Here is a 24,630-nt window from a genome sequence, read left to right as displayed (position 1 = left end):
TCGGTACTTGTAGTTTTCGCTTCGTTGAGGATTTCAAACATGGACGACAAATCGCCTTTCTCCCCGCTGACCACCCCATCAGCCGCGCGCCCGCTTCTGGGCATGACCGTTCTGGTGGTGGAAGACAGCCGTTTCTCCTCTGACGCGCTGCGTCTGATGTGTGTGCGCTCTGGTGCCCGCATTCGCCGCGCCGACTGTTTGACCTCTGCCCGACGACACCTGCAAGTCTACATGCCAACCGTCGCGATTGTGGACATGGGCCTGCCAGATGGCTCTGGCGCCGAGCTGATCGAAGAGCTCCACAAGGCCTCTCCGCGCATCGAATTGATCCTAGGCACCTCTGGCGACGATTTTGCTCAAGAGGCCGCCCTGGCCGCTGGTGCCGACGGCTTCATCGCCAAGCCTTACGGCACGCTCACCGATTTCCAACAGGCCATTCTGCGCCGCCTGCCCGATGCCTATCGCCCCACCGTGGCCCGCGTCGCCGACAACGAGGCAATCAAGCCGGACCCTGTGGCCTTCCGCGATGACCTGCTGCACGCGGCGGACACCCTGAAAGAAGGCGACGAAGAGCTGATCGACTATGTGGCGCAATTCTTAGGCGGCTTGGCCCGCAGCGCTGGTGACAAGGGTCTGCTGAACGCGGTGAAAGCCGTGGAGACCGCTCGCAAGGAGGGCACCGGCGTGCGGGCCAATGTGGCCGAACTCAACGGCGTGGTCGAAAGCCGCCTCACCGAAGCGGCCGTGATTTAAGACCTACACAACCGGAACGACGACGTAAGACACGGGACAGTCAGGCGGGGCCATTGGCCTCGCCTTTCCTTTTGGGTTTACCCCTGCTCGGGATCACTCGCGGCGCGTACCAGTTGCGTTAGATCGCTCAACCGTTCGCGCTGCTGGCCAGCCTCATCAAAATTGTTTGGCGACAGCCAGACCTCAAACGCAGCCTTCAATGCCGGCCACTCCCGGTCAATCGCTGCAAACCACGCGGTGTCACGATTGCGCCCTTTGTACACCAGTGCTTGACGGAAGACGCCCTCATAACTCAGCCCCAACCGCTGCGCCGCCCGACGGGATGGGGCGTTGAGCGCATCACATTTCCACTCATAGCGGCGATAGCCAGTGTCAAAAGCCCATTGCATCATCAGAAACATCGCCTCTGTGGACGCAGGCGTGCCTTGCATCATTGGCGCAAAGTTGATGTTGCCAACCTCAATGGAACCGCGCTCTGGATAGATGCGCAGATATGACGCCACCCCCGTGAAGGTGCGCTCTGCCTTGCTGTAGATCGCGTAAAAGAAGTGGTCTTGGTTCTGAACCGTTTCCCGCACCCAGCGATGATACTGCGCCGCCGAATGAAATGGCCCATAAGGCATGTAATCCCACACCCAGTCATCCGCCTGATAGGCACGGTACAACAACGCCGCGTGGGCCTCTGCGTTTAACGGCTCAAGCCGCACGTACTGGCCGTCCAAAACCTCGCCCATTGGCCGTGATGGCACGGTCCAATCGGGCACGGCAAAGCCCACAGGGCGGGATGTCTGCATGAGTGGTCTTCCTTCAGTTGGCCAAGTAGTGGCACAGCACGCCCCGCGCGCCAAGCTCTTCTGACTTAAGCCAACAATCCGGGCGCATTTCCCAACTGCATCCCAGGGAACACCACGCCTTCCAAAGCAGACCGGTCCAGACCAAAACTCTCGCGAATGGCCCAAGCCGCGTAGCGACGCACGTCATCGGTCGGCATCAGGTCGCGCCGCTGAAACAGATCCGCTTCTTCAAATCCGGCCAGTTGGCCATGCACCTTCTGCCCTCGAATGGCGCCGCCCGCCATGACCATCAAACCGCCAGTGCCGTGATCCGTGCCTTTGGTGCCATTCTCCGCCACTGTGCGGCCGAACTCCGTCATCGCCAGCACCGTTGTGCGCGCCCAGACGTCCGGACCCATCCCATTTTTGAGCGCCCGAAGACTGTCACTCAAATGCTTCAAGGGCGTTTTCAATGTGCGCGCCTGCGCCGCATGCGTATCCCAGCCACCAATGGAGAAACAGGCCACCCGCGCCGCGTCACGCAGCTGCTGCGCGGCAAAAGACGCCACACGCAAATGTGCATTTGCCCGCCCGCGCCCCTTTGGGTTCATCTGCGCATCCATCATGGTATCCAGCTCGTCGGCCATCATGCCGCCGTCAGACGCCTCAAACACACCGCCGCCATCTTCGCCCGCCAACAAAATGGCTTTCTGCATCGCCAGCGCCATCTCAGGATCACGCTCCATCGTCAGCTCCAAAAGCCGCGCGCCCTGACTGGACAGCACAAAGCCCACATCCGGCGACCAGGTCTCCACCTCGGCCGCGCCTTGGCTCAGCAACATCGGATCTGCGCCCACCGCATAGGCCGTCGTCATCGTGCTGTTGGGCATGGTTTGCAGCATCCGGTTAAGCCAACCGTCCCGCCCCGTACCAGAGGGCACCTCAATTGTTCCCGCTTCCAGCAAATCCTGCCCGTCAAAATGGCTGCGTTTGTTGCGATATGGCGTCGAAACCCCTTGCACAAACGCCAACTCACCCGCCTGCCACAGCGGCCACAGCGGTTTGGCCGCCGCATGCAGCATCATCCCCTCTGTGAGTTCCAAGCCAGAACGCGGTCCCGCCAAAAGCGTTGGCCGCAGCTGGCGCAGTGCCGCGTCATCGGGTTGCACCAAATCCAGCCCGTCCAGACCACCGCGTAAAATGATCACCACCAGCCGGTTCTCGCCCCCGGTGGCGGCAAAACTCACTGGAGTCATCAACGGGCTCGCTGCGAGCGAACACCCCACCGACAAACCACGTCCAAGGAAGCCCCGTCGATCCATCACTGCTTTGTCCATGACGCTCTCCTCACACCCGCTGGAACGCGGGCGACATCAACACCAGCGCAATACCTTCACGCCGGCTTTCCGCGGCCTCCGCAGCAAATTTCACCGCGCCTGGCATCTGCGGCCCAAGCGTTGTTTCGGCAAATTGGCGCGGATCCGGCAAGTCCTCCAGCACTTCCGCCGGCACGCCCAGCGCCCACTGCAACCGCGCCGCCATACCCTGCGGCGTCAACCAATAGCTGTCGGCCTCTTCAAATCCGTCCGGGCCAAATGGCCGCCTCCACGGCTGCCCCATCATGCGTAGGGGCGTGCCCAACAAACGCTCCAACTCTTGGCTTTTGACGTCGCGAAACCGCTCTTTGGGCACGGCCAAAGCCCGCAAGGAAGAACTGACGAATAACTCCGGTTGTTTGAAATTGCCAACACCGGGCCCAACAGCGGCCCAAGCGGCAGGATGACGCAACATCGCCTCCATAACTTCAGCCAAGTCGCCATCTGTTTCCAAATACCGAGCACCCATCGACACCAACAAATCCTCATCCGGCGTTTCGGAGACAAAATGCACGGCCAGTTTGCGCGTTATGTGGCGCGCTGTATCCGGATGCCGTGCGAGATCCCGCAATACCGCGTGCACATCCGCCATCCGCGCGCGACGCTTGCCGTATTCCTTGCCCAGCACCGTCTCCGCCCCAGGCTCGGCCCGCTTGGCCAGAAACGCGGTCCCTTTTTTCTGAATGGTCGTCACACCGGTCAGCAGCTCTGCAAGCTGCCGCACATCCTTTTGTGTATACCCGCCGCCCACGCCAAGAGTGTGCAGCTCCAAAATCTCACGCGCCAGATTTTCATTCAGGCCGAGGTTTTTCTCTGACCGCTTCTTCGCAATGGTGCTATTGGGCCCCACGGAGGTATTCTGATCGAGAAAATGCAGCATTTGTGGATGCAAAACAGCTGCGATGAGCATGTCCTCAAACCGTCCATTCACATGTGGACGAATGGCATTGGCCACATAGGCTGCCTCGGTATAGCGATAGATCACGTTTTTTCCGGGCGCGGAGAAATGGTCATTCCAAAATGCAACCAGCCGCTCCCGCAGACCATCGCGGCTCCAAACCCGCCGCGCCAATGTGGCACCAATCCACTTGGCACCCTCTTGCTTGGCGGCACGCCTGGCCGTTTTGAACGCCTCTTGCAGGGCTTGGTGCGCATCGCTGCCCTTTTCCGCTTTGGAGATCTTGCGACGCGCATCCAACAACGCCAGCATCTTTTCCCTCATCTCCGCGTCACTGGGCAGTGGAAACCACGGCATCTCCGGCTCTTTTGCACGCAAAAGTGCCACCATATCCGTGATGTCCGCCGGTCCCGTCACCTTGGGGGACAACCCATAGCCAAATCGTGTCTGAGCTATATCAGGATCAAAACCCACTGCTGCCGCGCTCCTTTGGTCGCACACGCATTCTTCGCGCTTTTCTCTACTGTATCACATAGCCGATCCGGTTCTACGCAGCTTGCTCAAGGCTGCCAAAAATCGACCAAAATCCGCCGATACGCGCTTGCCTCAAACCAAAAACCGCCCACGACAGGGTCGCAGGCGGCGTAAATCTCGGCAATGTCGCGACAGGATCACTCCTGCGGGATCACCCGCAGGCCCAGCTCCATCAGCTGATCGGACGACGGCTCGCTTGGCGCGTTCATCATCAGATCTTCCGCACGCTGGTTCATCGGGAACATCATCACTTCACGGATGTTCTGTTGGTCGGCCAGCAACATCACAATGCGGTCCACACCAGCGGCACAGCCACCGTGGGGCGGCGCACCATACTGGAACGCTTTGTAAAGCGCGCCAAAGCGCTCTTTCACTTCCGCCTCATCGTAGCCGGCAATCTCAAACGCCTTCAGCATCACCTCTGGCTTGTGGTTCCGGATCGCACCAGACACCAGCTCATAACCGTTACAAGCGAGGTCATACTGGTAACCTTTGACTGCCAGCGGATCCCCGTTCAGCGCGTCCAGACCGCCCTGCGGCATGGAGAATGGGTTGTGTTCAAAGTCGATCTTGCCGCTCTCTTCGTCTGCCTCGTAGATCGGGAAATCCACGATCCAGGCAAAGGCAAAGCGGTCTTTGTCGATCAGACCCAGCTCTTCGCCAATCACGTTGCGGGCACGACCAGCAACCGCTTCAAAGGCTTTCGGCTTGCCACCCAAGAAGAAGGCCGCATCGCCCACACCCAGACCCAGCTGCTGACGGATCGCTTCCGTGCGCTCAGGGCCGATGTTCTTGGCCAGCGGACCGGCCGCCTCTTCACCCAGAACAATCTCACCGGCTTTGATCTTCGCGTTCACCTCTTTCACAGAGATGCCCTGCTCCTGCGCAATGGTGTCCGCAGACTGTTTGCGCCAGAAGATATAGCCCATGCCCGGCAGGCCTTCGCCTTGGGCAAATTTGTTCATCCGGTCACAGAACTTACGCGAGCCACCAGTTGGCGCGGGAATTGCGCGCACTTCGGTGCCTTCTTGCTCCAACAGTTTGGCAAAGATCGCAAAGCCGGAGCCAGCAAAATGCTCGGACACAACCTGCATCTCGATCGGGTTGCGCAGATCTGGCTTGTCGGAACCGTATTTCAGCGCCGCTTCCGCATAGGGGATCTGCGGCCACTCGTTTGGCGCATCCACTTTGCGGCCACCGCCGAACTCTTCAAACACACCCGCGATCACGGGCGAGATGGTGTCAAAGACGTCCTGCTGCTCCACAAAGGACATCTCCATGTCGAGCTGATAGAAGTCGGTTGGCGAGCGGTCCGCGCGCGGGTCTTCGTCGCGGAAGCACGGCGCGATCTGGAAATACTTGTCAAAGCCCGCAACCATCATCAGTTGTTTGAACTGCTGTGGCGCCTGCGGCAGCGCGTAGAATTTGCCAGGGTGGATACGGGATGGCACGAGGAAGTCACGCGCCCCCTCTGGCGAAGACGCAGTGATGATTGGCGTTTGATACTCGCGGAAGCCTTTGTCCCACATGCGCTTGCGCATGGAGGCCACAACGTCAGAGCGCATGGTCATGTTCTGCTGCATCTGCTCACGACGCAGGTCGAGGAAGCGATACTTCAGACGGGTCTCTTCCGGATATTCCTGATCGCCAAACACCAACAGAGGCAGTTCGTCCGCCGCACCCAGAACCTCTAGGTCACGCACAAACACCTCAACCTCACCGGTTGGGATTTTGTCGTTCACCAGCTCAGGATCGCGCGCTTTGACGTTGCCGTCGATGCGGATACACCACTCAGAGCGCACCTTCTCCATTTCGGAGAACACAGGGCTGTCCGGATCACACAGCACCTGCGTGATGCCAAAGTGGTCGCGCAGGTCAACAAACAGAATGCCGCCATGGTCGCGGATGCGGTGCACCCAGCCAGACAGGCGGACGGTTTCGCCCACGTTGGATTTGTTCAGGTCGGCGCAGGAATGGCTGCGATAGGCGTGCATGTGCGGGCCCTCTTTCAGGGTGAATAACTACAGTCGGCCCGATACACCTTTTTGGGCCGACAAAGTCAAGAGAACGGCGCGGGTTTGCGGCACAAAAAGGCACCCTTTTGCCCGACCGAGGGGAGGGCTGCGCCTGCCTGCCCCCCGGCAGGCGCATTTGCAGCGTTTCAATGTTTCGCAAGTTGGCGGCACAATCCCTGTCAAATGCAAACTCAAGGTTGCGAAAGCGCCTACCCAGGCAGGCGCAGCCCTCCAAAATCAAACGTGGGACAGAACGGCAGATATTTCCCCACGCAGTGCATTCGAGAGCGTTATAGCCTTTGCTGACCTTAGATCATCCAACGTCAACACCGCCTCCCGCACCACGCCTGCATCCAACAAACTCTGACGATATACGCCCGGCAGACACCCCGACGACAGCGGTGGCGTTAGGCGCTCACCATCCGGCATGGTCAGCACCACATTTGTGATTGTGCCCTCACACAACTCATCCCGCTCATTGAGAAACAGCCATTCCTGCACACCGTCGGGCAAGTCCGCGCGCCAGCGGTCATATACCGCCCGGCGCGTGGTCTTGTGCCGCAACAAAGCGTCTTCCGAGTGCATCCGCTCCGGCGCGATCCGCACCGTCCACTGGGCTGCCGACTCTGGCAATTCTGCCGTGGTGATCTCCACATCCCCCACCGCGCCAAGCGTCAAGCGACAGCGCAGCGGCGTTTCCCCGCCCAACGCCTCAATCGCACCTGCAATTCGCACCGGATCAAACACAAACCCCAGCTCATGCGCTGATCGCGCCAACCGCGCCAGATGCAACTCCAACCGCGCAATCCCCTGCCCCGGTCGATAACCAAACGTCTCGATCAGGCGGGTTCCGGCTGGAACTGGGCAAACCGTGCTTTCCAAAGCGCTTCCTCGTACTCATCCGGCGCTTTGCTGTCCCAGACAACGCCGCCACCCACATTCAATGTCATCTGTCCAGCTTGTGCCATCAATGTGCGGATCGCCACACTAAACTCAGACCGCCCATCCGGCGCAGCCCAACCAATCGAGCCACAATAGATCTCCCGCGGCCATGGCTCCAAATCGCGTAGTATTTCCATCGCGCGCAGCTTTGGCGCGCCCGTGATGGACCCACAAGGGAACAGCGCCTTCAGAATATCGGCCAAGCGCACGTCATCCTGCAACTCGGCCGCCACCGTCGAGGTCATCTGATGCACGGTGGCGTAGCTCTCGATCTCAAACAGCTTTGGCACATGCACCGAGCCCGGCTTGCTCACCCGGCTGATATCATTGCGCAGAAGATCCACAATCATCAGGTTCTCGGCCCGGTTCTTCTCATCCGTCGCCAACCACTGCCGCCGCTGGGAGTCCTCTTGCGCGTCATCGCTGCGCGGCTGCGTGCCTTTCATCGGCCGCGTCTCGATACGGCCTTTTTCATCGGTGCGGAAAAACAGCTCAGGTGACCGGGACAGAATGTCCGGCAGCCCCTCTTGGCGCACAATGGTGCCGTGTCCTACCGCCTGCCGGGCTGCCAGCGCGCCATAAAGCGCCACCGGGTCCCCTTCAAACTTCGCTTCCATGGGAAACGTCAGGTTGGCCTGATAGATGTCGCCAGCGCCAATATAGCCATGCACCCGGTCAAACGCCGCCCGATAGGTGGCCGCGCTCCAGCGTGGCTCAAACGGCTGTAACTCAAACCCGCCATCACGCGGCAAGCGCCCCGCCACTTCGGGTGCGCGAAACACACCAAAGTTGATCAGCGGCACCCGCCGTGTCTTGGGCAACAACCGCCGCAGCTTTGACTCCAACACATAGCCCAGCTCATAGCTGACAAAGCCCGCCAACCAGAACCCCGCGTCTTGGGCCTGTGTCAGCACGTCAAACGCCATGCCCACTTCGTTGGGATCGGTGATAGAGATCACATGTTCGGGCTTGTGAAACAGCGTCGCGCCGCCGTCTGGCCCATGGTCAAAGCGAATCTGCACGTCCGCCCCCCGGTCGCTGGTAAATCCTTGCCAGCCATATACGTTGCATTTTATTAAAAAACAGTGGTCAATTGCGGCGCTTTACGACAAATTTCCGATCCCCCTTGCGCCCGGCCTTCTGATCCGTATAACGCACGACAATTTGCGTATTTGGCGACTCCTGCCCGCCAAGACATCGCTGCCACCAGCCCGAGGTCCACCATGCCCAAAAGAACCGACATCTCCTCGATCATGATCATCGGGGCCGGCCCCATTGTGATTGGCCAAGCCTGTGAATTTGATTACTCCGGCGCGCAAGCCTGTAAAGCGCTGCGAGAAGAGGGATATCGCGTCATCCTGGTGAACTCCAACCCGGCGACGATTATGACCGACCCCAACATGGCGGACGCAACCTATATCGAGCCGATCACTCCGGAGATCGTGGCCAAGATCATCAAAAAGGAGCGCCCCGACGCGCTGCTGCCCACAATGGGGGGGCAGACCGGCCTCAACACCGCACTCGCGGTGGAAGAAATGGGCGTTTTGGAAAAATTCGGCGTGGAAATGATCGGCGCGGACCGCAACGCCATTGAGATGGCCGAAGACCGCAAACTCTTCCGCGAAGCCATGGACCGCCTCGGCATCGAAAACCCGCGCGCGTCCATTGTGACCGCGCCAAAGAAAGACGACGGCTCCGCTGACCTGGACGAAGGCATCCGCCTCGCGTTGGAAGAACTCGAAGACATCGGCCTGCCAGCCATCATCCGTCCTGCGTTTACCATGGGCGGCACCGGCGGTGGCGTGGCCTACAATCGTGACGACTATATCCACTTCTGCCGCACCGGCATGGACGCCTCCCCGGTGAACCAGATCCTCGTAGATGAAAGCCTGCTGGGCTGGAAAGAATACGAGATGGAAGTGGTGCGCGACCGCGCCGACAACGCTATCATCGTCTGCTCCATCGAAAACGTCGATCCCATGGGCGTGCACACCGGTGACTCCATCACCGTGGCCCCGGCGCTGACCCTGACCGACAAAGAATATCAGATCATGCGCAACCACTCGATCAACGTGCTGCGTGAGATCGGCGTGGAAACCGGCGGCTCCAACGTGCAGTGGGCGGTAAACCCGGTCGACGGCCGTATGGTTGTAATCGAAATGAACCCACGCGTGTCCCGCTCATCTGCCTTGGCCTCCAAAGCCACCGGCTTCCCGATTGCCAAGATCGCTGCGAAACTGGCTGTGGGCTACACGCTCGACGAACTCGACAACGACATCACCAAAGTGACGCCCGCGTCCTTTGAGCCAACCATCGACTATGTTGTCACCAAGATCCCGAAGTTCGCCTTTGAGAAATTCCCAGGCTCCGAGCCAAACCTGACCACCGCGATGAAATCCGTGGGCGAAGCCATGTCCATTGGCCGCACCATCCACGAGTCCATGCAAAAGGCCCTCGCCTCCATGGAAAGCGGCCTGACCGGCTTTGACGAGATCGCCATCGAAGGCGCCGACGACCCCTCCTCCGGAAAAGCCGCCGTGATCAAAGCGATCAGCGCCGCCACCCCGGACCGCCTGCGCACCATCGCGCAGGCCATGCGTCACGGCCTGACCAACGACGAAATCCAGAACGTCACCATGTTTGACCCATGGTTCCTGGATCGCATCCGCGAGATCGTGGATGCTGAGGCCGAAGTGGCAGCCAACGGCCTGCCAACCGATGAGAAGGCGATGCGCCAACTCAAGATGCTCGGCTTCACCGACGCGCGCCTGTCCAAACTGACCGGCCTATCCGAAACCGAGGTGCGCAAAGCCCGCACCACCCTCGGTGTCACCGCCGCGTTCAAACGCATTGACACCTGTGCCGCGGAATTTGAGGCGCAGACGCCGTACATGTACTCCACCTACGAAACCCCGATGATGGGCGAAGTGGAATGTGAGGCCCGCCCAAGCGACCGCAAGAAAGTTGTGATCCTGGGTGGCGGTCCAAACCGGATTGGTCAGGGCATCGAGTTTGACTACTGCTGCTGTCATGCCTGCTACGCGCTGACGGATCAGGGCTATGAAACCATCATGATCAACTGCAACCCGGAGACCGTGTCCACCGACTACGACACCTCCGACCGTCTGTATTTTGAGCCGCTCACCTTTGAGCACGTGATGGAAATCCTGCGCGTCGAGCAAGACAACGGCACTCTTCATGGGGTGATCGTGCAGTTTGGCGGTCAGACCCCGTTGAAACTGGCCAACGCGCTGGAAGCCGAAGGCATTCCAATCCTCGGCACTACCCCAGACGCCATCGACCTCGCCGAAGACCGCGAACGCTTCCAGGCGCTGGTCAACAAACTGGAGCTGAAACAGCCTAAGAACGGCATCGCCTCTACCGACGCCGAAGCGCTCTCCATTGCCGAAGACATCGGCTTCCCGCTGGTGATCCGCCCGTCCTACGTTCTTGGTGGCCGCGCCATGGAAATCGTGCGCGACATGGCCCAGCTGGAACGCTACATCGCCGAAGCCGTGGTGGTCTCTGGCGACAGCCCTGTGCTGCTCGACAGCTACCTCGCGGGCGCAGTCGAACTGGACGTGGATGCGCTCAGCGACGGCACCGACGTGCACATCACCGGCATCATGCAGCACATCGAAGAAGCCGGCGTACACTCCGGTGACTCCGCCTGCTCCCTGCCGCCCTACTCGCTCAGCAAAGACACCATCGCAGAAATCGAGCGTCAGACCCACGCACTGGCCATCGCGCTCAATGTTGTCGGCCTGATGAACGTGCAGTTCGCGGTCAAAGACGGCGAGATTTACCTCATCGAGGTGAACCCACGTGCGTCGCGCACCGTGCCGTTTGTGGCCAAATCCACCGACAGCGCGATTGCTTCCATCGCTGCGCGCATCATGGCAGGCGAGAAACTGGCAGGCTTCCCAAAACGCGCCCCCTATGTGGAACTCGACGCCACCAAGGATCAGCCGATTGCGGATCAGATGACCTTGGCAGACCCCAACATGCCTTGGTTCTCGGTTAAGGAAGCCGTGCTGCCCTTCGCCCGATTCCCGGGTGTCGACACCATCCTCGGCCCAGAAATGCGCTCCACTGGCGAAGTCATGGGCTGGGACCGCTCCTTCGCCCGCGCCTTCCTGAAGGCACAGATGGGCGCAGGCATGGTGCTGCCAACCGAAGGCAAAGCCTTCATCTCGGTCAAGGACGACGACAAGACCGCCACGATGGTGGACGCGGCCAACATCCTGATCGATCTGGGCTTCTCGGTTGTTGCCACATCCGGCACAGCCGCATGGCTGAACGAGCAAGGCGTGGCCTGTGAAAAGGTCAACAAGGTCTATGAGGGCCGTCCAAACATCGTGGACGTGCTGAAAAACGGCGACGTGTCTTTGGTGATGAACACCACCGAAGGCGCCCAAGCCGTGAACGACAGCCGCGAAATCCGCTCCGTCGCGCTCTACGACAAGATCCCCTACTTCACCACAGCTGCCGCGTCCCACGCCGCTGCCCGCGCCATGAAAGCGCGCGAAGAAGGCGATCTGGAAGTGCGCAGCCTGCAGGGCTAAACCTCTGTGTAAGAACGGAAAAAGGCGCCTCAATGGGGCGCCTTTTTTTTTGTGCTTCTCTACATTAGAGCCTTAGCCAAATCACAGATTTGGCAGCGCCCGAACCGCCCCCACGGGGCGGGCGCTTCGCTTCCCACCCCTCGGTTCGGCCGCTACACTTACTCTTCTCGGTTATTCACCTCAAAATACGCAAAATCCGCCGCCTGCGCCCGCCCGGTCATATCCTGCGCGCACATCCCGACAAAACAGCCGGTGAAATTGGAATGCTCCCCGCGCACGCCTTCGTCGGACAACCGCGAGGCATCCAGCACCGGCCCAATCGCCTGCCAATCGCCATCCTCCAGCGCATAGAAAAACTGCAAGTCCGCGCGATTGATCTCCAACTTCATCCGCACCACGCCGTCCTGCGGCATCGCGACCATCTCACCCAGCGGATAGGTCAACCGGCCCTCCGGCCAATCCAGACAGGACAGGACCGTCAACGCCCGCTCGCCGGTCGCCGGGTCCATGGTCAGTGCCAGATAATGAAACTGCGTGCGATTGTAATAGGCTGTCAGCCCGGCCATCTGCTGATAGCTGTCCGGCGCAAACTGCACCTCTGTCTCCGCCGTGCACTGCCACTCCGTTTGACGCGCCGCCACCAGGGCCTGCTCAAACCACGACCCAATCGACTCCCGTCCAAACAGCCGCAACGCGCCCCCGCTCAGATCAAACAACCGCGCAGGTTCCGGACTGCGCAGCCACTGCAACTGTGGCGGCAGCACCGACATATCTGCAAACTCAAACCGCTCCCGTGGCGCGGGCCACGGATGCTCCGGCAAATCCGGCGCAGGCTGTTCCACCGACGGCACCATGCCGCCCTCCTCCAGATAGAGCCAGTCATCCGCCCCCCAGGCACATTTCGCAATCCCGGTCTCCCGCCCCATCTGCGAGCGCCGCATCCCCGGCAAAGGCCGCGTGGTCAGGAACGTGTGATAGACCGAGCCATCCTCCAACTCGACATATTGCCCATGTCCCGTGCGCTGCAATGGGCTGGCGTCATTGTCGTGCACATGCACCAGATGCTTCTGCGGATGCAGCTCATACGGCCCGCGCAACTCCTTGGACCGCGCATAGGTCACCGCATGCTCGTATCCCGTGCCCCCTTCCGCCGTGATCAAGTAGTAATACCCGTTGCGCTGCATCAGATGCGGCGCTTCGGTCAGCCCAAGGTCACTGCCCGCAAAGATATTGGTGATCTCCCCCACCAATCGTTCTTCTTCAACACTGTACTCCTGCAACAAGATCCCACCAAAAAACGACGCCCCGCGCGTGTTCGCATTGCCCATTGTCGCCAAATGGTTCCACACCACGTTGACCAGATATTTGCGCCCATCCGCGTCATGAAACAGCGATGGGTCAAACCCACTCGAGTTCAGGTAAACCGGATCAGACCACGGTCCCTCGATGTTCTCCGCCGTCACCAGATAGTTGTGCGCATCTTTGAAGTTGCCATCCAGCCGCTTCACATCCGTGTAGATCAGCCAGAACTTCCCATCCGCATAACTCAGCGCCGGTGCCCAAATCCCACAACTGTCCGGATTGCCTCGCATGTCCAACTGGCTTGGGCGATTGAGCGGCTGCGGCAGGGTGAGCCAATTCACCAAGTCTTTCGAATGGCTGATCTGCACCCCCGGATACCACTCAAACGTCGAGGTCGCGATGTAGAAATCCTCCCCCACACGACAGATCGACGGATCCGGATTAAACCCGCGCAGAATCGAATTCCGAATGGTTTTTACGGTCATCATCATGCCTCCCCAACATTTCTGACCCGCCCACCTAAACAGGCTTTTTCCCCCACGCCAATAATTATTTCGACACTCAAACTAATTAAATCCACAACGCACGTCGGCGATCCCCCACTTGACCACCCTGCCGTACCCCCCTAAACCCGCGCCTTCGTTTTCAGTGGCGGAGACCGGACCATGCACACCCACACCCTTGGCATCGACTTTGGCACCTCCAACTCCGCCGCAGGTGTGGCCGTGAACGGCGCGCCCCATCTGATGACTTTCGCCCACGGCGAAACCACCCTGCCGACCACTTTCTTCTTTGACTTTGACAGCCGCAAAACCCTGCTCGGCACCCCGGCGAACCAAGCCCTTCTGGACGGGCTTGAAGGCCGCTTCATGCGCGCTCTCAAACGCGTGCTTGGCACCACGCTGATGCATGAAAAGCGCCAGATCCTGAACGAGCGCGTGACCTTTGTCGACATCATCGCCCGCTTCCTGCGCCACATCAAAACCACGGCTGAGGCGCAAACCAGCCTGACGTTTGACCACGCCCTCTCCGGCCGCCCGGTGGTCTTCCACGGCGCAAACGACCCACGCGAGGCGCAAGCCGAAGCCGATCTGCGCGCCTGCTATCTCGCGGCCGGTTTCACCGGCGTCACCTTCATGGCCGAACCCGAGGCTGCCGCCATCGCCAACGGCGCGCTGGAGCAGCCCGGCCAACTCGGTCTGATCGTCGATATCGGCGGCGGCACCTCCGACTTCACTCTGTTTCGCACCACCGAGACGGGCATCGACACGCTGGCCAACCACGGCGTGCGCATCGGCGGCACCGACTTTGACCGCGCCATCAGCATCGACCGTGTCATGCCGCTCTTGGGACGCGGCACCGAGCTGCGCAACCAGTTTGGCAGCGGCACCCACTCCGCCCCGGCGGCGATCTTCAACGACCTCGCCACCTGGGAGAAAATCCCCTTCCTGTATACAGCGCAAACCCGCCGCGCCGTGGACGACATGCTGCGCCAAGCCCAAGCGCCCGAGCAAATCGCCCGCCTCGCCGAGGTCCTGCGCGATGAGTTGGGCCACGACATCGCCTTTGCGGTGGAGGCGGGCAAAGTCTCCGCCAGCAAGGCCAACGCCAACCCCAAAATCGACCTCTCAGTGCTCGACAGCACCCTAACCGTCCCCCTGCCCCCCGCGCTGCTGCCCGACATCCTTGCCGGCAACGCCGCCAAGCTCGATCAGGCCATGGTGGACATCCTGACCGACACAGGCACCGCCGCGCAGGACGTGACCCAAGTGATCTACGTCGGCGGCTCCAGCCTGTTGTCGGTGGTGCAAGACACCGCCAAAGCGCGCTTCCCGCAGGCCGAGCACAAAGTGTCCGAGGTCTTCACCGCCGTTGCCGATGGCTTGGCGATTGCAGCGGAACGGCGGTAGCGGGTTTTATTCACCACCATGCCAAATCACAGATTTGGCAGCGCCCCACTGGTCAACAGAGGCTTGCAAAGCAAGCTCCCGAGAGGTGAACCGCCCCGTCGCACCAAAGGTGCGCCAAATCAAAAAACGGCACGCCTACGGCGTGACGGGGCGGGCGCTTCGCTTCCACCCCTCGGTTCGCGCGCGCCCCCTCCTAGAACCTCAACACACATTCAATTGACGCGCGCCACAAAGGTGCAATGATGCACTATGACAAGCGCCTCTCCCCCTCCTGAAAACGCCCAACCAGCGCATTTCTCTAAGCTGCACGTGGGCGTTCTGTTATGGATGCGCGACCCTCGCCGCACCCCTGTGCGCGTCCTCTCCGTGTCCGAGGACACCGCCAGCTTCACAGTCGAAGTGCGCGCCTTCGAAGACATAGGAGCGCAATGGACTTTTCCACTCCGGCAAGCAGACAAATTCCTCTGCGCCCCGGACACGCCTGCCCACTCAGCCGCAATCATCGTCGCGCGCCAGTCCGCCTGTGACCAGTTCGATCAGCCTCTACGGGTGCCCGTTGATACTGAAAACCGCACCACGTCGCTCTCCAAACTGAACACCCTCACCCAGCAAGCCCGTGACTGGCTGCACAACACAGGCCACCACCCAACGCCCGACCAACCGCTTGACAGCTTCAGTGCCTTTCAAGACCCAACGGCCCTGACCAACTGGCTCAGCTTGCACGAGGTCGCCAATCTCGAGACTGATTTTGCCACGCACTACATCAGCAACCCGCACGCAGGCGAAACCATCAAGGCCCACCGCCTTGCCCTCGCCGATCTCGGCCTGTGCCCCTTTGAGGGCCGCATCCTGCGCGACACCGCCGAACTGACAGGCCCCAACTCGCTCGCCCATCGCCAACGCCACATCCTCGCCCGCCTCGCCTTTCTCCGCGCCGCCTTTGACCTACTTGGACAAACCCACCTGCAGCTCTACCGCGTGATCTATTCCGATGAGCCACTCACACCACCGCGCACCACCGGCTTTGTCTCCACAACCTTCAGCCGCGAAGTCGCCCTGCGGTTCCTGAAAGATGGCCACAGCAAACGCCACGCCGCGCTCTATTGGCAGCACGTCCCCGTCACACGCCTGTTTATGACCCACCTCGAAACCCCACAAATGCGCAGGCGCTACGAAGAGAGCGAAGCCCTCTTGTTGTGGGACCAACACGCAAGGCTGTTTTGAAGCCAGGAAAAGCCAGCGCACTAGATCCCCAAAGCACCCAAAAAGGGTTCATCGTATCAACTGCAGGTGTGAACAATTTCCGTATCTTTGCCCAATGGCTTGTACGACTTGCACCGAGAGACGTATTCCAGCTTTACCGCCGCACCTTTGGTGTTCGGGAAAACGTCACCAATGTCGAAGCCATACTTTTTTTGAGGGTCATACGGCCCGCTGGGCCAAGTCTTGTAAGCCGCAATGTACAAATTGATATGGTTTGGCCATTCATAGAAGTGGCGCCGCCACGCACCTGATACGTGGTCAGAAAGGCCATCACCATAAGTCCCATTTGGCTCCGCGTCATAAGCATCAACCCAGAAAGTCGCCAGTTCCTTTGACTGCGCCGGCGTCATGTCCACCACGCCGACATAGCAGGTGCGCGCTTGATAGAAGACAATCACGCGGTCATTTGGCGACTGGACGTCATACCGGCCAACTGTGCGCCCGCCTCGAATGGGCGCTTGAACCGTTGTCACCTGGAATCCTGCATTTGTAAGTGCGCGCGTTACTTTGTCATTATTTGGGACACCGGCACAGGCACGCACAGCTTTTTCCGCAAGTGCCATGTCCTGCGGTCGTGCTGGCGACTGACTAATTGTTTTGGTGTCTACTGGCGGGATGCCACAGCCAGACAAAAACGCCAACACAGCGCCTAAGGTAAAGGCGGGACGGGGCCAGTTATCAATAGTCATTGCCAATTCACTCCATGCATGTGCAACGCAGCAATACACGCATAACAGGAGCTTCAAAACCACTAGACGTGCCTATCGCAAAATAGCCAGGCCCAGTCTTGAGTGGCTGGGTAATGAGGGCATCTCCCAAGTTTGTTTTCCCATTGAACAGTCTATTACCCCACCGCCCGCTGTTGCGCGCTTCCGCAATGCAACAAAAATAGGCCCCGGCTCACCGAGTCGGGGCCTCAAAACACGCACCTCCGCAAAACAGTCGCGATACCGACGCCATACCGACGTGAAAATCAGACCTTTTCCTGCGTGTATTGACGCAGCTCTTTGCGGGCCACTTGGCGGCGGTGCACTGCGTCCGGACCGTCCGCCAGACGCAACGTTCGCACGTGTGTCCAGGCCTGCGCCAGCGGCGTGTCCTGCGAAATGCCGGTGCCGCCAAACATCTGCACCGCCTCGTCGATCACTTTCAGGGCCACATTGGGCGCCACCACTTTGATCTGGCTGATCCACGGCGCCGCCGCCCGCGCGTCGCCCTGATCCATGATCCAGGCGGTCTTAAGACACAGCAGCCGCGCCTGCTCAATCTCCATACGGCACTCGGCAATGATGTCGTAGTTCGCGCCCAGATGCGCCAGCTTCTTGCCAAAGGCCTCCCGGCTCAGCGCGCGTTTGCACATCCGCTCCAGCGCCGCCTCGGCCTGTCCAATCGCGCGCATACAATGGTGGATGCGCCCGGGCCCAAGCCGCCCCTGTGCAATCTCAAAACCACGCCCTTCGCCCAGCAGCATGTTCTCCGCTGGCACGCGCACATTGCTAAACTTGATGTGCATATGCCCATGCGGCGCGTCATCCTGCCCGTAGACCATCATGGGCCGCAAAATCTCGATGCCCTCGGTGCCCGCAGGCACCACAATCATTGACTGGCGTTTGTGCACCGGCAGATCATCCCCACCGGTTTTCACCATCACGATATAGACTTTGCAGCGCGGGTCTCCGGCGCCAGAAGCCCAATATTTCTCGCCATTTAGCACATAGTCGTCGCCATCGCGCACACAGGACATCTCGATGTTCGTGGCATCCGAGCTGGCCACATCCGGCTCCGTCATCAGATAGGCGGAACGGATTTCGCCATTCAAAAGCGGCTTCAGCCATTCCTCTTTCATGGCGTCGCTGCCATAGCGTTCAAACACCTCCATATTGCCGGTATCCGGCGCGGAGCAGTTGAACACTTCAGCGCCCAAAGGCGTCTTGCCCATCTCCTCAGCAAAGAAGGCATATTCCACGGTGGAGAGCCCAAACCCTTTGTCGGAATCGGTCAGCCAGAAGTTCCACAAGCCCCGCTCCTTGGCCTTGGCTTTGAGCCCCTCAAGAATTTCCGCCTGACGGTCCGTGTAGGCCCAACGGTCACCTTTGCCGATCTCCGCATGGTATTCCTCCTCCAGAGGCATCACCTCCTCGCGGATCATCTCTTTGACCTGCGCCAACAGCTTTTCGTTTTCGGGTCGCATTCCCAGAAACATCGCCCAACTCCTCTCCAACTCGTTGCCCCACCATGTCGCGCGGGCGGTCCTCTTGTCCACGAGGGGGATTGAAAATGACGCAGGGTCTTAAAAATCAGGGGTTAGCGAAGTCCTAAAAAACTCCGAAAATTTTTCTGTATTTTGAGAGAAATTTTTTCTGCCAAAAATGCATTTCTGCTCTTGCGCCTCCCCGCGCTGCTAAGTAAACCCTGCCTCACAGTTGGGGTGTAGCCAAGTGGTAAGGCACCTGTTTTTGGTACAGCGCATCGTAGGTTCGAATCCTACCACCCCAGCCACTATTCCTTGATCGATACAAGCAAGCAGCTAGGTCCGCCACGGGTCTAAGAAATGCCCCTGTTTATGCCCCGGTTGGTTTGGGTGGTCTGAGACAGGGAGACTGGGACCCAGTGTGGTGGACAGAGATGGTCTGATTGGAGTCCACTTAAGCCCCCTAGACTGGGACCCTTAAGCTTTCCCTTCCTTACGGGGCCTATTAATGAGGATGGGGGATAAATCCCTCCCCTAGAGGGTATGTGATACTGGTAGGTAGTTGTTATAAATAAATAATCCATAACTAACCTAACCCTCACCACTCCCACTAGAGATAGACATCCCCCTCTCTGTCACTAGGAGCCCTAGGGGTGCTCGGTAGTGATCTCAGGTAGCAAACCAACTTTCCGCCGGAACTCTTCCTTCATGACCTCCTGTGCTTTTGCTTCGTAGTTCGCATTCACCAAGATAGCGTCATGGATGGGTAAAGCAGTGATCCCTTTGGCCTTCAGGGACAGCAGAACATCAACAAGGATGTCTGACTCTAGGCGCATGATCTTCATGCCTATGCCAGCATTGAAGTAGGGGTACACCTCAGGGTGGCGCTGGCTAACGGCCTTCAGGACACTCCCAACAGTTATCCCCTTAGGGAAGGACTTCCTGGCTCCCTGTGGCATCCTCTTGAGGGGCTTCTTGCTGTTGATTGCTGCTTGGATGACCTTCTTGATCCCTGACCGGCTGGACGTAGGGATGCCGTACGCAGAGAGGTCATATAGGTCCTCCTCCGGTGGGGTGGCCTTAGCCAAGCCATACAACAGCATCAACCCCATCTGCCCATAGTCCAGCTCAACAACACTATCGTCATCAATGATGATGCTGCTCAGTCGATCAACCGCCCCCAACTTCTGCCAGAAGCCACCATACAACCGGCCTCCCTGCTGGAAGTCGCCGTTGTTAAAGATCCGCTTCAATCGCCGATCTTCAGTGGTTGCCAATGTGCACTCGATATCGGATTGCTCAAGCCAGTTATTGATGGATCGCAACGAGGCTCTTTGCGGATATTGTTCAACTAGAGGAATGCTGCAATGCGGCTTCCCCGAAGCAGTCATTGCAAGTCAGACTACAGATCATACCAAAGCTCAAGCCAGTGGCCAGAAAGCCCGAGGGAACTAACCCAATACGTCGACTTCCTTGAATTTTGCACGCACTTGGTCACCTGAATAGAAGTTAAGCAAGTCTTCTTTGCTCAACGTACCATCTGACAAGAACTTCATAAGGTATTCCTGCGTAAACTCCAATGTGAGAAGGCTTTTCTCTAGTTGTTCCAAAATCTTCTTGTTGTTTTGGATGTTGCTCCGTACGAGCTTTTCTATTTGTCTAACTTCACCGACATCTTTGATCATTCGGTTGACGAAAAGTGCAAGGAAATCTTTGTCCAATTCTATCTGGGTAGCGTTCTTGATTAAATCTCGAGCAAGCATGTAGGCAATAACGAGATTGGTATAATCTCCCTTGCCACTATCTACGATTACGCAAAATCCGAATTCAGGAACGAACCTGACATTCTGTACAGCTTTGGACACAGAGTTGCTAACTGAAGCGACATCAAAAACGATAATTGCCGTCTTGCCTTCTCGGTTTGCTTGAGCTTCGATCAGTTGGCTCCAAGCCGTATCTGCACCACTCGCAAAGACGTCTCTTGAGCCAATTTCGCCGAGGGAAAGGCTCTTGTCGAACTTGGACTCAATCACAATCCTTTTGTCGTCTTTGCCGTCGACTTCACAGACTATGTCGCCTGTTTTGTTGTTCCCCAGTTTCCCCTTTGTAGCCCCTGTAAGCGAGACTGTGTCTGCCAGCCTTTGTTCCTTGAAGAAGTTTCCTAGAAACTCGGCGATTTCTTCTTCAGCTACGAGGCCCTTGACGGCCGAGCGTAAAAAAATCTCCTGCTTCATATCAAAGATCATCTTAAGGCTTTCAAGCTCGGTCCCAAGGTGATTGGACGTCTTTGCCAAAAATGACGAGAGTCGGTCTTCCATTAGAGCAAGTACGCCGATGTTTAACGCTTTGAGGAGCGCTTTGTCCCTCTCGGCGGCAGGCAACTTGTCGAAAAACCCAAAAACAACAGGGTTTTCAACTTCGAACTTGTCAATCCCAACCCGATTAGACTGCTGATTTAGCTTAACAATTGGCATCTTTAGACCTTGGAGTACCGATAGTGCCCTTTGATCTCGGCATTTAGGAAGACACCCTTCGAGTCGGCGTTCTTGATGCCCTCCCACAATTGTTCGGGAACGTCAAAATAGTGGTACGTGCTGCCACCGTGAAAGGTCACCTCAAGTGTCCACGTCTCGGCATCGTACTTCAGTTGAGCTATATTCGATGACTGAAAATTGTCGAAAGTCTCCCAAGCCATTTTAGTCTTCCTTCTTTTTGGGTGCCGGTAGAACAGGATTTTGCCGCCGCCAAACTTGGCTTACGTCTTCAAATGCTTTCCCTAGGTCGGAGTTACCTTTTACGCCCCACCCTCCTGGGTTCCTAGAGAGTTCTGGTGGCAAAACGTCGCAAACCAATGGATCCTGGCTGTCCGGTCTGGCCCCCTCCGGAGGAGCCGAGATCATGGTTCTCATTGGAAGGCTAACAGCCTCACCCAGCACGATCGCCTCACCAGTGCGAAGAACCGGCAACATATTGGTAAGGCCTTCCAAGTTGTCCGACAAAGCGCCAGTGATGTGCGAGCGATCACTTGAGTTGCTCAGTCTCAACGCAAAGAAAGTTCCGCATTGCGACAGGATCGTAGAGTTAATCTCAGATGGTCTTTGGCTTACGATCATCGCTCCTATCCCGTACTTTCGCCCCTCTTTAACGATACGTTTTACGATGGAGGAGGCCAGGCCTTGAAGTTCGTCATTTAGATAGAGGTGAGCCTCTTCCATCACCACGAGCAGTGGGCGCTCCCTAGCTCCCTGAGAAAGGTTCCGTGCCCAAAACATTGCGTCGTAGAGCACTCGCAGGAAAATCCCGACAACTTCATTGAGGATGGAAGTGGGCACTCCTGAAAGATCCAAAACTGAGATCGGTTTGCCGCTGCCGATCCAGCTCTGTAGCAGGGCCGGAAGATCAGCTTCTACTTTGCCGTGTGGGTCTGGCTTCCAGTCACCAGGATTTAGGAGGAAATCATAGCGTGCGACTCTTAGCCTCGCACCGAGATTTTCCAACGGCCCTTGAATATTCAGTGGATTTGGCAGCTTAGTGATCTTCTCGTTGTCACCTGCTACGTTCTTGTTTTTTTTGAATTTTGGCGGAATTCCCTTTGAGTGATCTCCGCGTTTCTCTTTACCCTTTGCATCTAGCTCGAACGCCCAATTCGCCTGCTCTGGCAGCTTGCCGCCATCAGAGTAATAGGTGCCAAACTCGTGGCAATACAGGTCGTACCATAGTCGATGCAGACTAAATGGGACTGGACTATCTGCTCCAACGGTCTCTCTCGTGATGCCGAGTACAGGGTATGACTCTAGGGTTGAGGCTTTGAGTTCGATCACCTTTTCGAGGATCACATTCCTAGCATTAGGGGGTAGGCTTCCGAAAGTTACGGCCAAAAACTCATCAAAACTCATCGCCCAATACGGTAGAAATAGGCTTTTTTCCCAAGAGTTGCGTTCATCCGGGCTAATTTTGAAGACATTTGCTCTTTCTTTGAGAGCTTTACCGTACTCGCCGTGGATATCAACAACAACGATACGTGAGGAGGGGAAGCTTTCCGGCTCTGATAGCGCGTCCAGCAAACCAGCGACGGTCGTTGATTTGCCTGAGCCTGTCGTGCCTACAATAGCTGAGTGTCTTGTAACCAATCTGTTGACGTCAACCAATGCTTCAATAGATTCGGAACCGGCGATATGGCCGATCTTAACAAGATGATTTTGCTCACCTTTGTTGCCATAGATTTTGGCTAAATCTGCTTCTGTGACCAGATGAACTTCGTCATCAATTGTTGGGTATTGCGATATACCACGCTGGAAATTCCCCTGCCGCGAACCTTCTCCGATCAGTTGTACAGTCAACCATCTGTGAGACGTAGTGTTTTCATCTTTGAGTGCATCTGGGATCGCGCTGGCTCCAACCTGGGAAACGATGCCAAACAAGTCGATATAGCCGATTGGAATCTTTACAAAACTGCCTAGTTGTCCGATGCGATGAGCGTGTCCGTGCACAAACGTTAACCCGGACAGCCGCTTTGAATTCATCGTGACGCTGATTGACACGCCACTAACGTCTTGGACGGTTCCAAGTGACGTTTCAGCGTTGTTCGACATCGGTATCCCTCGGTCCAGATATGTTCTTGAGCATGTCTGTAAACATCAGGAAATCACCGATCTTACACTCGCAAAACTGTTCACCATCATCCTCGGCATTCGGAACATGAACAATTCCCACTGGCAGGCTTCCCCTGTTGTCATCATGAGCTACCCAACGCTTCTCGCGGCGACTGATTATGCCGACATCCGAAGAGAAGAGCGCAAGGTTGGGTGTCTTAAGGGCAAGGGTGCGAGCGTTCTGATACTTGGGGTCGGGATTACCGTCCTTGTCCAGCATATTTCCAAAGAGCAATCCGTAAACCATCGCGGATGGGTTACTCCGCAAACCCTCAAGGAGCAGATTGTTGATGTGCTCGTCGCCGAAAGAGTACCCAGACATGAACAGCACCGAAGACTGCTGTAAGATGAAGTTTTTAAAGCGGTCCATCATCGCCAAGAACGGCATTTTCCTGCTTTCATCGTACTTCAGATGAGAGGGATAGATCAGATAATTCTTGTTCGATTCAGCCTGCAACCCGCGAGTGACGGTCCCATGATCACCCAACCGCCAATTTATTGACCCGTGCATTTTCCATAATCGTGTCCACCTTGCAGGGATCAATTGTTCGTCCTCTACGGCAGCCAAATCGAAAAATGCTTTTCTCGAACCGATGAAGCCGTCAAAATAGGGAGCTCCTTCCTCTTCGAGCGCTTGCTCAGTGAGAAGATCGTAGTTTGTGGTAAAGAGATGGACTGGGGTTTCTCGGGTGATTGACCTGACCCAAATGGCCAAGTTGTGGTATGGGGTGCTTGTGTCAGGGAGTTCTCGGTTCACTTCCTTTGAGATGATTTTGCAAATTTCGAGCTCGACGGCCTCCAGCTCTGTTTTGGACAGCCCTCTTACTTTGCCCTTGCCTGCCACACTACGCAGACCTCGGACCGTCGACAGAATGACTTCGATGTTTGGTTCTTCTATTCCGTCTTCCTTGAAAGCAGAGAGTACTCTATCCCAAACTGAGGGGTTCGCAGTATCGCCTGATTGCAAATCTTCGCCGATCTTTTTGGTGAGACCGGCTATATCCTGAATAAGTGGATCAGTAGCGGTCCATGTCTCCCCGTTGTCTCCTGTCTCAACCCTTGCATTCACTCGGATCGATAGAGGGCAACCGGCACTTATCATAAAACCAAGAGGTTTCCCGTTTTGCGAAAGGGCCTGTTGCAAATATCCGATCTCGCGAAAAACGTCGTGACCATCAAGCATAGTGGTAACCAATTTCATAAATAGACAAGTCATTGAGTGACCTTCCACCCAAAGCTGATTCCAATTCTAGCTCTGATTGTTCCTGCGGTCTATCAAGATCTCGAACAATCAATAACTCCTAAACAGCAAAGGTCTAGACCGGCTATTCAAACGCTATCTCCATCGTTTGTCGCTTGTCATGGGCGAGTTTCTTTTGGAGGTATGTACGCAAATGTCTGCCTGTCCGTCGTCAAAGTTTTTGGAACCAAAAGCGGCGTGAACTAAGAGAGTGTT

At 57.4% G+C, this 24,630-nt stretch carries 18 protein-coding genes and 1 tRNA gene; 5 read left to right on the top strand and 14 right to left on the bottom strand.

Going from position 1 to position 24,630, the window contains the following annotated elements:
- The first annotated feature begins 39 nt into the window (after positions 1-39).
- Positions 40-753 carry a response regulator gene (locus tag MK208_RS16120; RefSeq protein ID WP_294118370.1) on the top strand — a complete coding sequence of 238 codons (714 nt, stop codon included), beginning with the start codon at positions 40-42 and terminating at the stop codon, positions 751-753.
- Between the two features lie 77 nt (positions 754-830).
- Here the strand turns inward: MK208_RS16120 and MK208_RS16115 are convergent, their stop codons facing one another.
- The 6 genes from MK208_RS16115 to MK208_RS16090 form a co-directional block, all read right to left on the bottom strand.
- Positions 831-1,547 carry a GNAT family protein gene (locus tag MK208_RS16115; RefSeq protein ID WP_294118369.1) on the bottom strand — a complete coding sequence of 239 codons (717 nt, stop codon included), beginning with the start codon at positions 1,545-1,547 and terminating at the stop codon, positions 831-833.
- Between the two features lie 65 nt (positions 1,548-1,612).
- The gene (locus MK208_RS16110) at positions 1,613-2,863 is read right to left on the bottom strand and encodes a DUF1501 domain-containing protein (protein ID WP_294118368.1); all 1,251 of its coding nucleotides are present in this window, start codon (positions 2,861-2,863) and stop codon (positions 1,613-1,615) included.
- A 10-nt stretch (positions 2,864-2,873) separates the two neighbouring features.
- Positions 2,874-4,274, bottom strand: coding sequence for a DUF1800 domain-containing protein (locus MK208_RS16105; RefSeq protein WP_294118367.1), 1,401 nt, complete (start codon positions 4,272-4,274; stop codon positions 2,874-2,876).
- 197 nt (positions 4,275-4,471) lie between these two features.
- Positions 4,472-6,328 carry an aspartate--tRNA ligase gene (aspS, locus tag MK208_RS16100; RefSeq protein WP_294118366.1) on the bottom strand — a complete coding sequence of 619 codons (1,857 nt, stop codon included), beginning with the start codon at positions 6,326-6,328 and terminating at the stop codon, positions 4,472-4,474.
- A 258-nt stretch (positions 6,329-6,586) separates the two neighbouring features.
- Complete coding sequence (locus MK208_RS16095) at positions 6,587-7,231, bottom strand: aminotransferase class IV family protein (protein WP_294118365.1); 645 nt, start codon at positions 7,229-7,231, stop codon at positions 6,587-6,589.
- Positions 7,189-8,313, bottom strand: a complete 1,125-nt coding sequence (locus tag MK208_RS16090) for an aminodeoxychorismate synthase component I (protein WP_294118364.1) — start codon at positions 8,311-8,313, stop codon at positions 7,189-7,191. The genes MK208_RS16095 and MK208_RS16090 overlap by 43 nt, the downstream gene beginning before the upstream one ends.
- Before the next feature lie 201 nt (positions 8,314-8,514).
- On the opposite strand from MK208_RS16090, the gene carB reads away from it, so the two are divergent.
- Positions 8,515-11,856 (top strand): carbamoyl-phosphate synthase large subunit, encoded by a 3,342-nt coding sequence (gene carB / locus MK208_RS16085; RefSeq protein ID WP_294118363.1) that lies wholly within the window; start codon positions 8,515-8,517, stop codon positions 11,854-11,856.
- 158 nt (positions 11,857-12,014) lie between these two features.
- On the opposite strand, the gene MK208_RS16080 is transcribed toward carB, so the two are convergent.
- Positions 12,015-13,643 (bottom strand): glycoside hydrolase family 43 protein, encoded by a 1,629-nt coding sequence (locus tag MK208_RS16080; RefSeq protein WP_294118362.1) that lies wholly within the window; start codon positions 13,641-13,643, stop codon positions 12,015-12,017.
- Positions 13,644-13,823: 180 nt separating this feature from the next.
- Here MK208_RS16080 and MK208_RS16075 point away from each other — a divergent pair, with 180 nt between their 5' ends.
- Complete coding sequence (locus MK208_RS16075; RefSeq protein WP_294118361.1) at positions 13,824-15,068, top strand: Hsp70 family protein; 1,245 nt, start codon at positions 13,824-13,826, stop codon at positions 15,066-15,068.
- A 249-nt stretch (positions 15,069-15,317) separates the two neighbouring features.
- Positions 15,318-16,292, top strand: coding sequence for a hypothetical protein (locus MK208_RS16070; protein ID WP_294118360.1), 975 nt, complete (start codon positions 15,318-15,320; stop codon positions 16,290-16,292).
- A 56-nt stretch (positions 16,293-16,348) separates the two neighbouring features.
- Here the strand turns inward: MK208_RS16070 and MK208_RS16065 are convergent, their stop codons facing one another.
- On the bottom strand, positions 16,349-17,020 hold the full coding sequence (locus MK208_RS16065) for a hypothetical protein (RefSeq protein WP_294118359.1): 672 nt from the start codon (positions 17,018-17,020) through the stop codon (positions 16,349-16,351).
- Positions 17,021-17,304: 284 nt separating this feature from the next.
- Positions 17,305-18,534, bottom strand: coding sequence for an acyl-CoA dehydrogenase family protein (locus tag MK208_RS16060; RefSeq protein WP_294118358.1), 1,230 nt, complete (start codon positions 18,532-18,534; stop codon positions 17,305-17,307).
- Positions 18,535-18,755: 221 nt separating this feature from the next.
- Between MK208_RS16060 and MK208_RS16055 the strand changes: the two genes are divergently transcribed.
- Positions 18,756-18,830 (top strand) — tRNA-Gln (locus tag MK208_RS16055).
- A 339-nt stretch (positions 18,831-19,169) separates the two neighbouring features.
- Here MK208_RS16055 and MK208_RS16050 read toward each other — a convergent pair.
- Genes MK208_RS16050 through MK208_RS16030 form a run of 5 tightly spaced genes read right to left on the bottom strand, consistent with a single transcriptional unit; the run spans position 19,170 to position 24,375 of the window.
- Positions 19,170-19,913 carry a hypothetical protein gene (locus MK208_RS16050; protein ID WP_294118355.1) on the bottom strand — a complete coding sequence of 248 codons (744 nt, stop codon included), beginning with the start codon at positions 19,911-19,913 and terminating at the stop codon, positions 19,170-19,172.
- A 60-nt stretch (positions 19,914-19,973) separates the two neighbouring features.
- Positions 19,974-20,996, bottom strand: coding sequence for a hypothetical protein (locus MK208_RS16045; RefSeq protein WP_294118353.1), 1,023 nt, complete (start codon positions 20,994-20,996; stop codon positions 19,974-19,976).
- Between the two features lie 2 nt (positions 20,997-20,998).
- Entirely contained in the window at positions 20,999-21,217 is a 219-nt protein-coding gene (locus MK208_RS16040) for a KTSC domain-containing protein (RefSeq protein ID WP_294118351.1), read from the bottom strand.
- A gap of 1 nt (position 21,218) precedes the next feature.
- Complete coding sequence (locus MK208_RS16035; RefSeq protein ID WP_294118350.1) at positions 21,219-23,114, bottom strand: ATP-binding protein; 1,896 nt, start codon at positions 23,112-23,114, stop codon at positions 21,219-21,221.
- A complete protein-coding gene (locus MK208_RS16030; RefSeq protein WP_294118348.1) occupies positions 23,098-24,375 on the bottom strand; it encodes an SIR2 family protein in 1,278 nt (425 codons plus the stop codon). Before MK208_RS16030 ends, MK208_RS16035 begins: the two co-directional genes overlap by 17 nt.
- Positions 24,376-24,630 lie beyond the last annotated feature (255 nt).

The organism is Shimia sp., from assembly GCF_022448905.1.
Classification (GTDB): Bacteria; Pseudomonadota; Alphaproteobacteria; order Rhodobacterales; family Rhodobacteraceae; genus Shimia.
Note: the sequence above shows the minus strand (reverse complement) of the source record. Positions and strands in the feature narration are given on the sequence as shown.

Bases quoted from the DNA above. Each gene is read 5' to 3' on its own strand.
- MK208_RS16120 (WP_294118370.1), top strand. From the start codon at position 40: ATGGACGACAAATCGCCTTTCTCCCCGCTGACCACCCCATCAGCCGCG.
- MK208_RS16115 (WP_294118369.1), bottom strand. From the start codon at position 1,547: ATGCAGACATCCCGCCCTGTGGGCTTTGCCGTGCCCGATTGGACCGTG.
- MK208_RS16110 (WP_294118368.1), bottom strand. From the start codon at position 2,863: ATGGACAAAGCAGTGATGGATCGACGGGGCTTCCTTGGACGTGGTTTG.
- aspS (WP_294118366.1), bottom strand. From the start codon at position 6,328: ATGCACGCCTATCGCAGCCATTCCTGCGCCGACCTGAACAAATCCAAC.
- carB (WP_294118363.1), top strand. From the start codon at position 8,515: ATGCCCAAAAGAACCGACATCTCCTCGATCATGATCATCGGGGCCGGC.
- MK208_RS16080 (WP_294118362.1), bottom strand. From the start codon at position 13,643: ATGACCGTAAAAACCATTCGGAATTCGATTCTGCGCGGGTTTAATCCG.
- MK208_RS16075 (WP_294118361.1), top strand. From the start codon at position 13,824: ATGCACACCCACACCCTTGGCATCGACTTTGGCACCTCCAACTCCGCC.
- MK208_RS16070 (WP_294118360.1), top strand. From the start codon at position 15,318: ATGACAAGCGCCTCTCCCCCTCCTGAAAACGCCCAACCAGCGCATTTC.
- MK208_RS16065 (WP_294118359.1), bottom strand. From the start codon at position 17,020: ATGACTATTGATAACTGGCCCCGTCCCGCCTTTACCTTAGGCGCTGTG.
- MK208_RS16060 (WP_294118358.1), bottom strand. From the start codon at position 18,534: ATGTTTCTGGGAATGCGACCCGAAAACGAAAAGCTGTTGGCGCAGGTC.
- MK208_RS16050 (WP_294118355.1), bottom strand. From the start codon at position 19,913: ATGACTGCTTCGGGGAAGCCGCATTGCAGCATTCCTCTAGTTGAACAA.
- MK208_RS16045 (WP_294118353.1), bottom strand. From the start codon at position 20,996: ATGCCAATTGTTAAGCTAAATCAGCAGTCTAATCGGGTTGGGATTGAC.
- MK208_RS16040 (WP_294118351.1), bottom strand. From the start codon at position 21,217: ATGGCTTGGGAGACTTTCGACAATTTTCAGTCATCGAATATAGCTCAA.
- MK208_RS16035 (WP_294118350.1), bottom strand. From the start codon at position 23,114: ATGTCGAACAACGCTGAAACGTCACTTGGAACCGTCCAAGACGTTAGT.
- MK208_RS16030 (WP_294118348.1), bottom strand. From the start codon at position 24,375: ATGAAATTGGTTACCACTATGCTTGATGGTCACGACGTTTTTCGCGAG.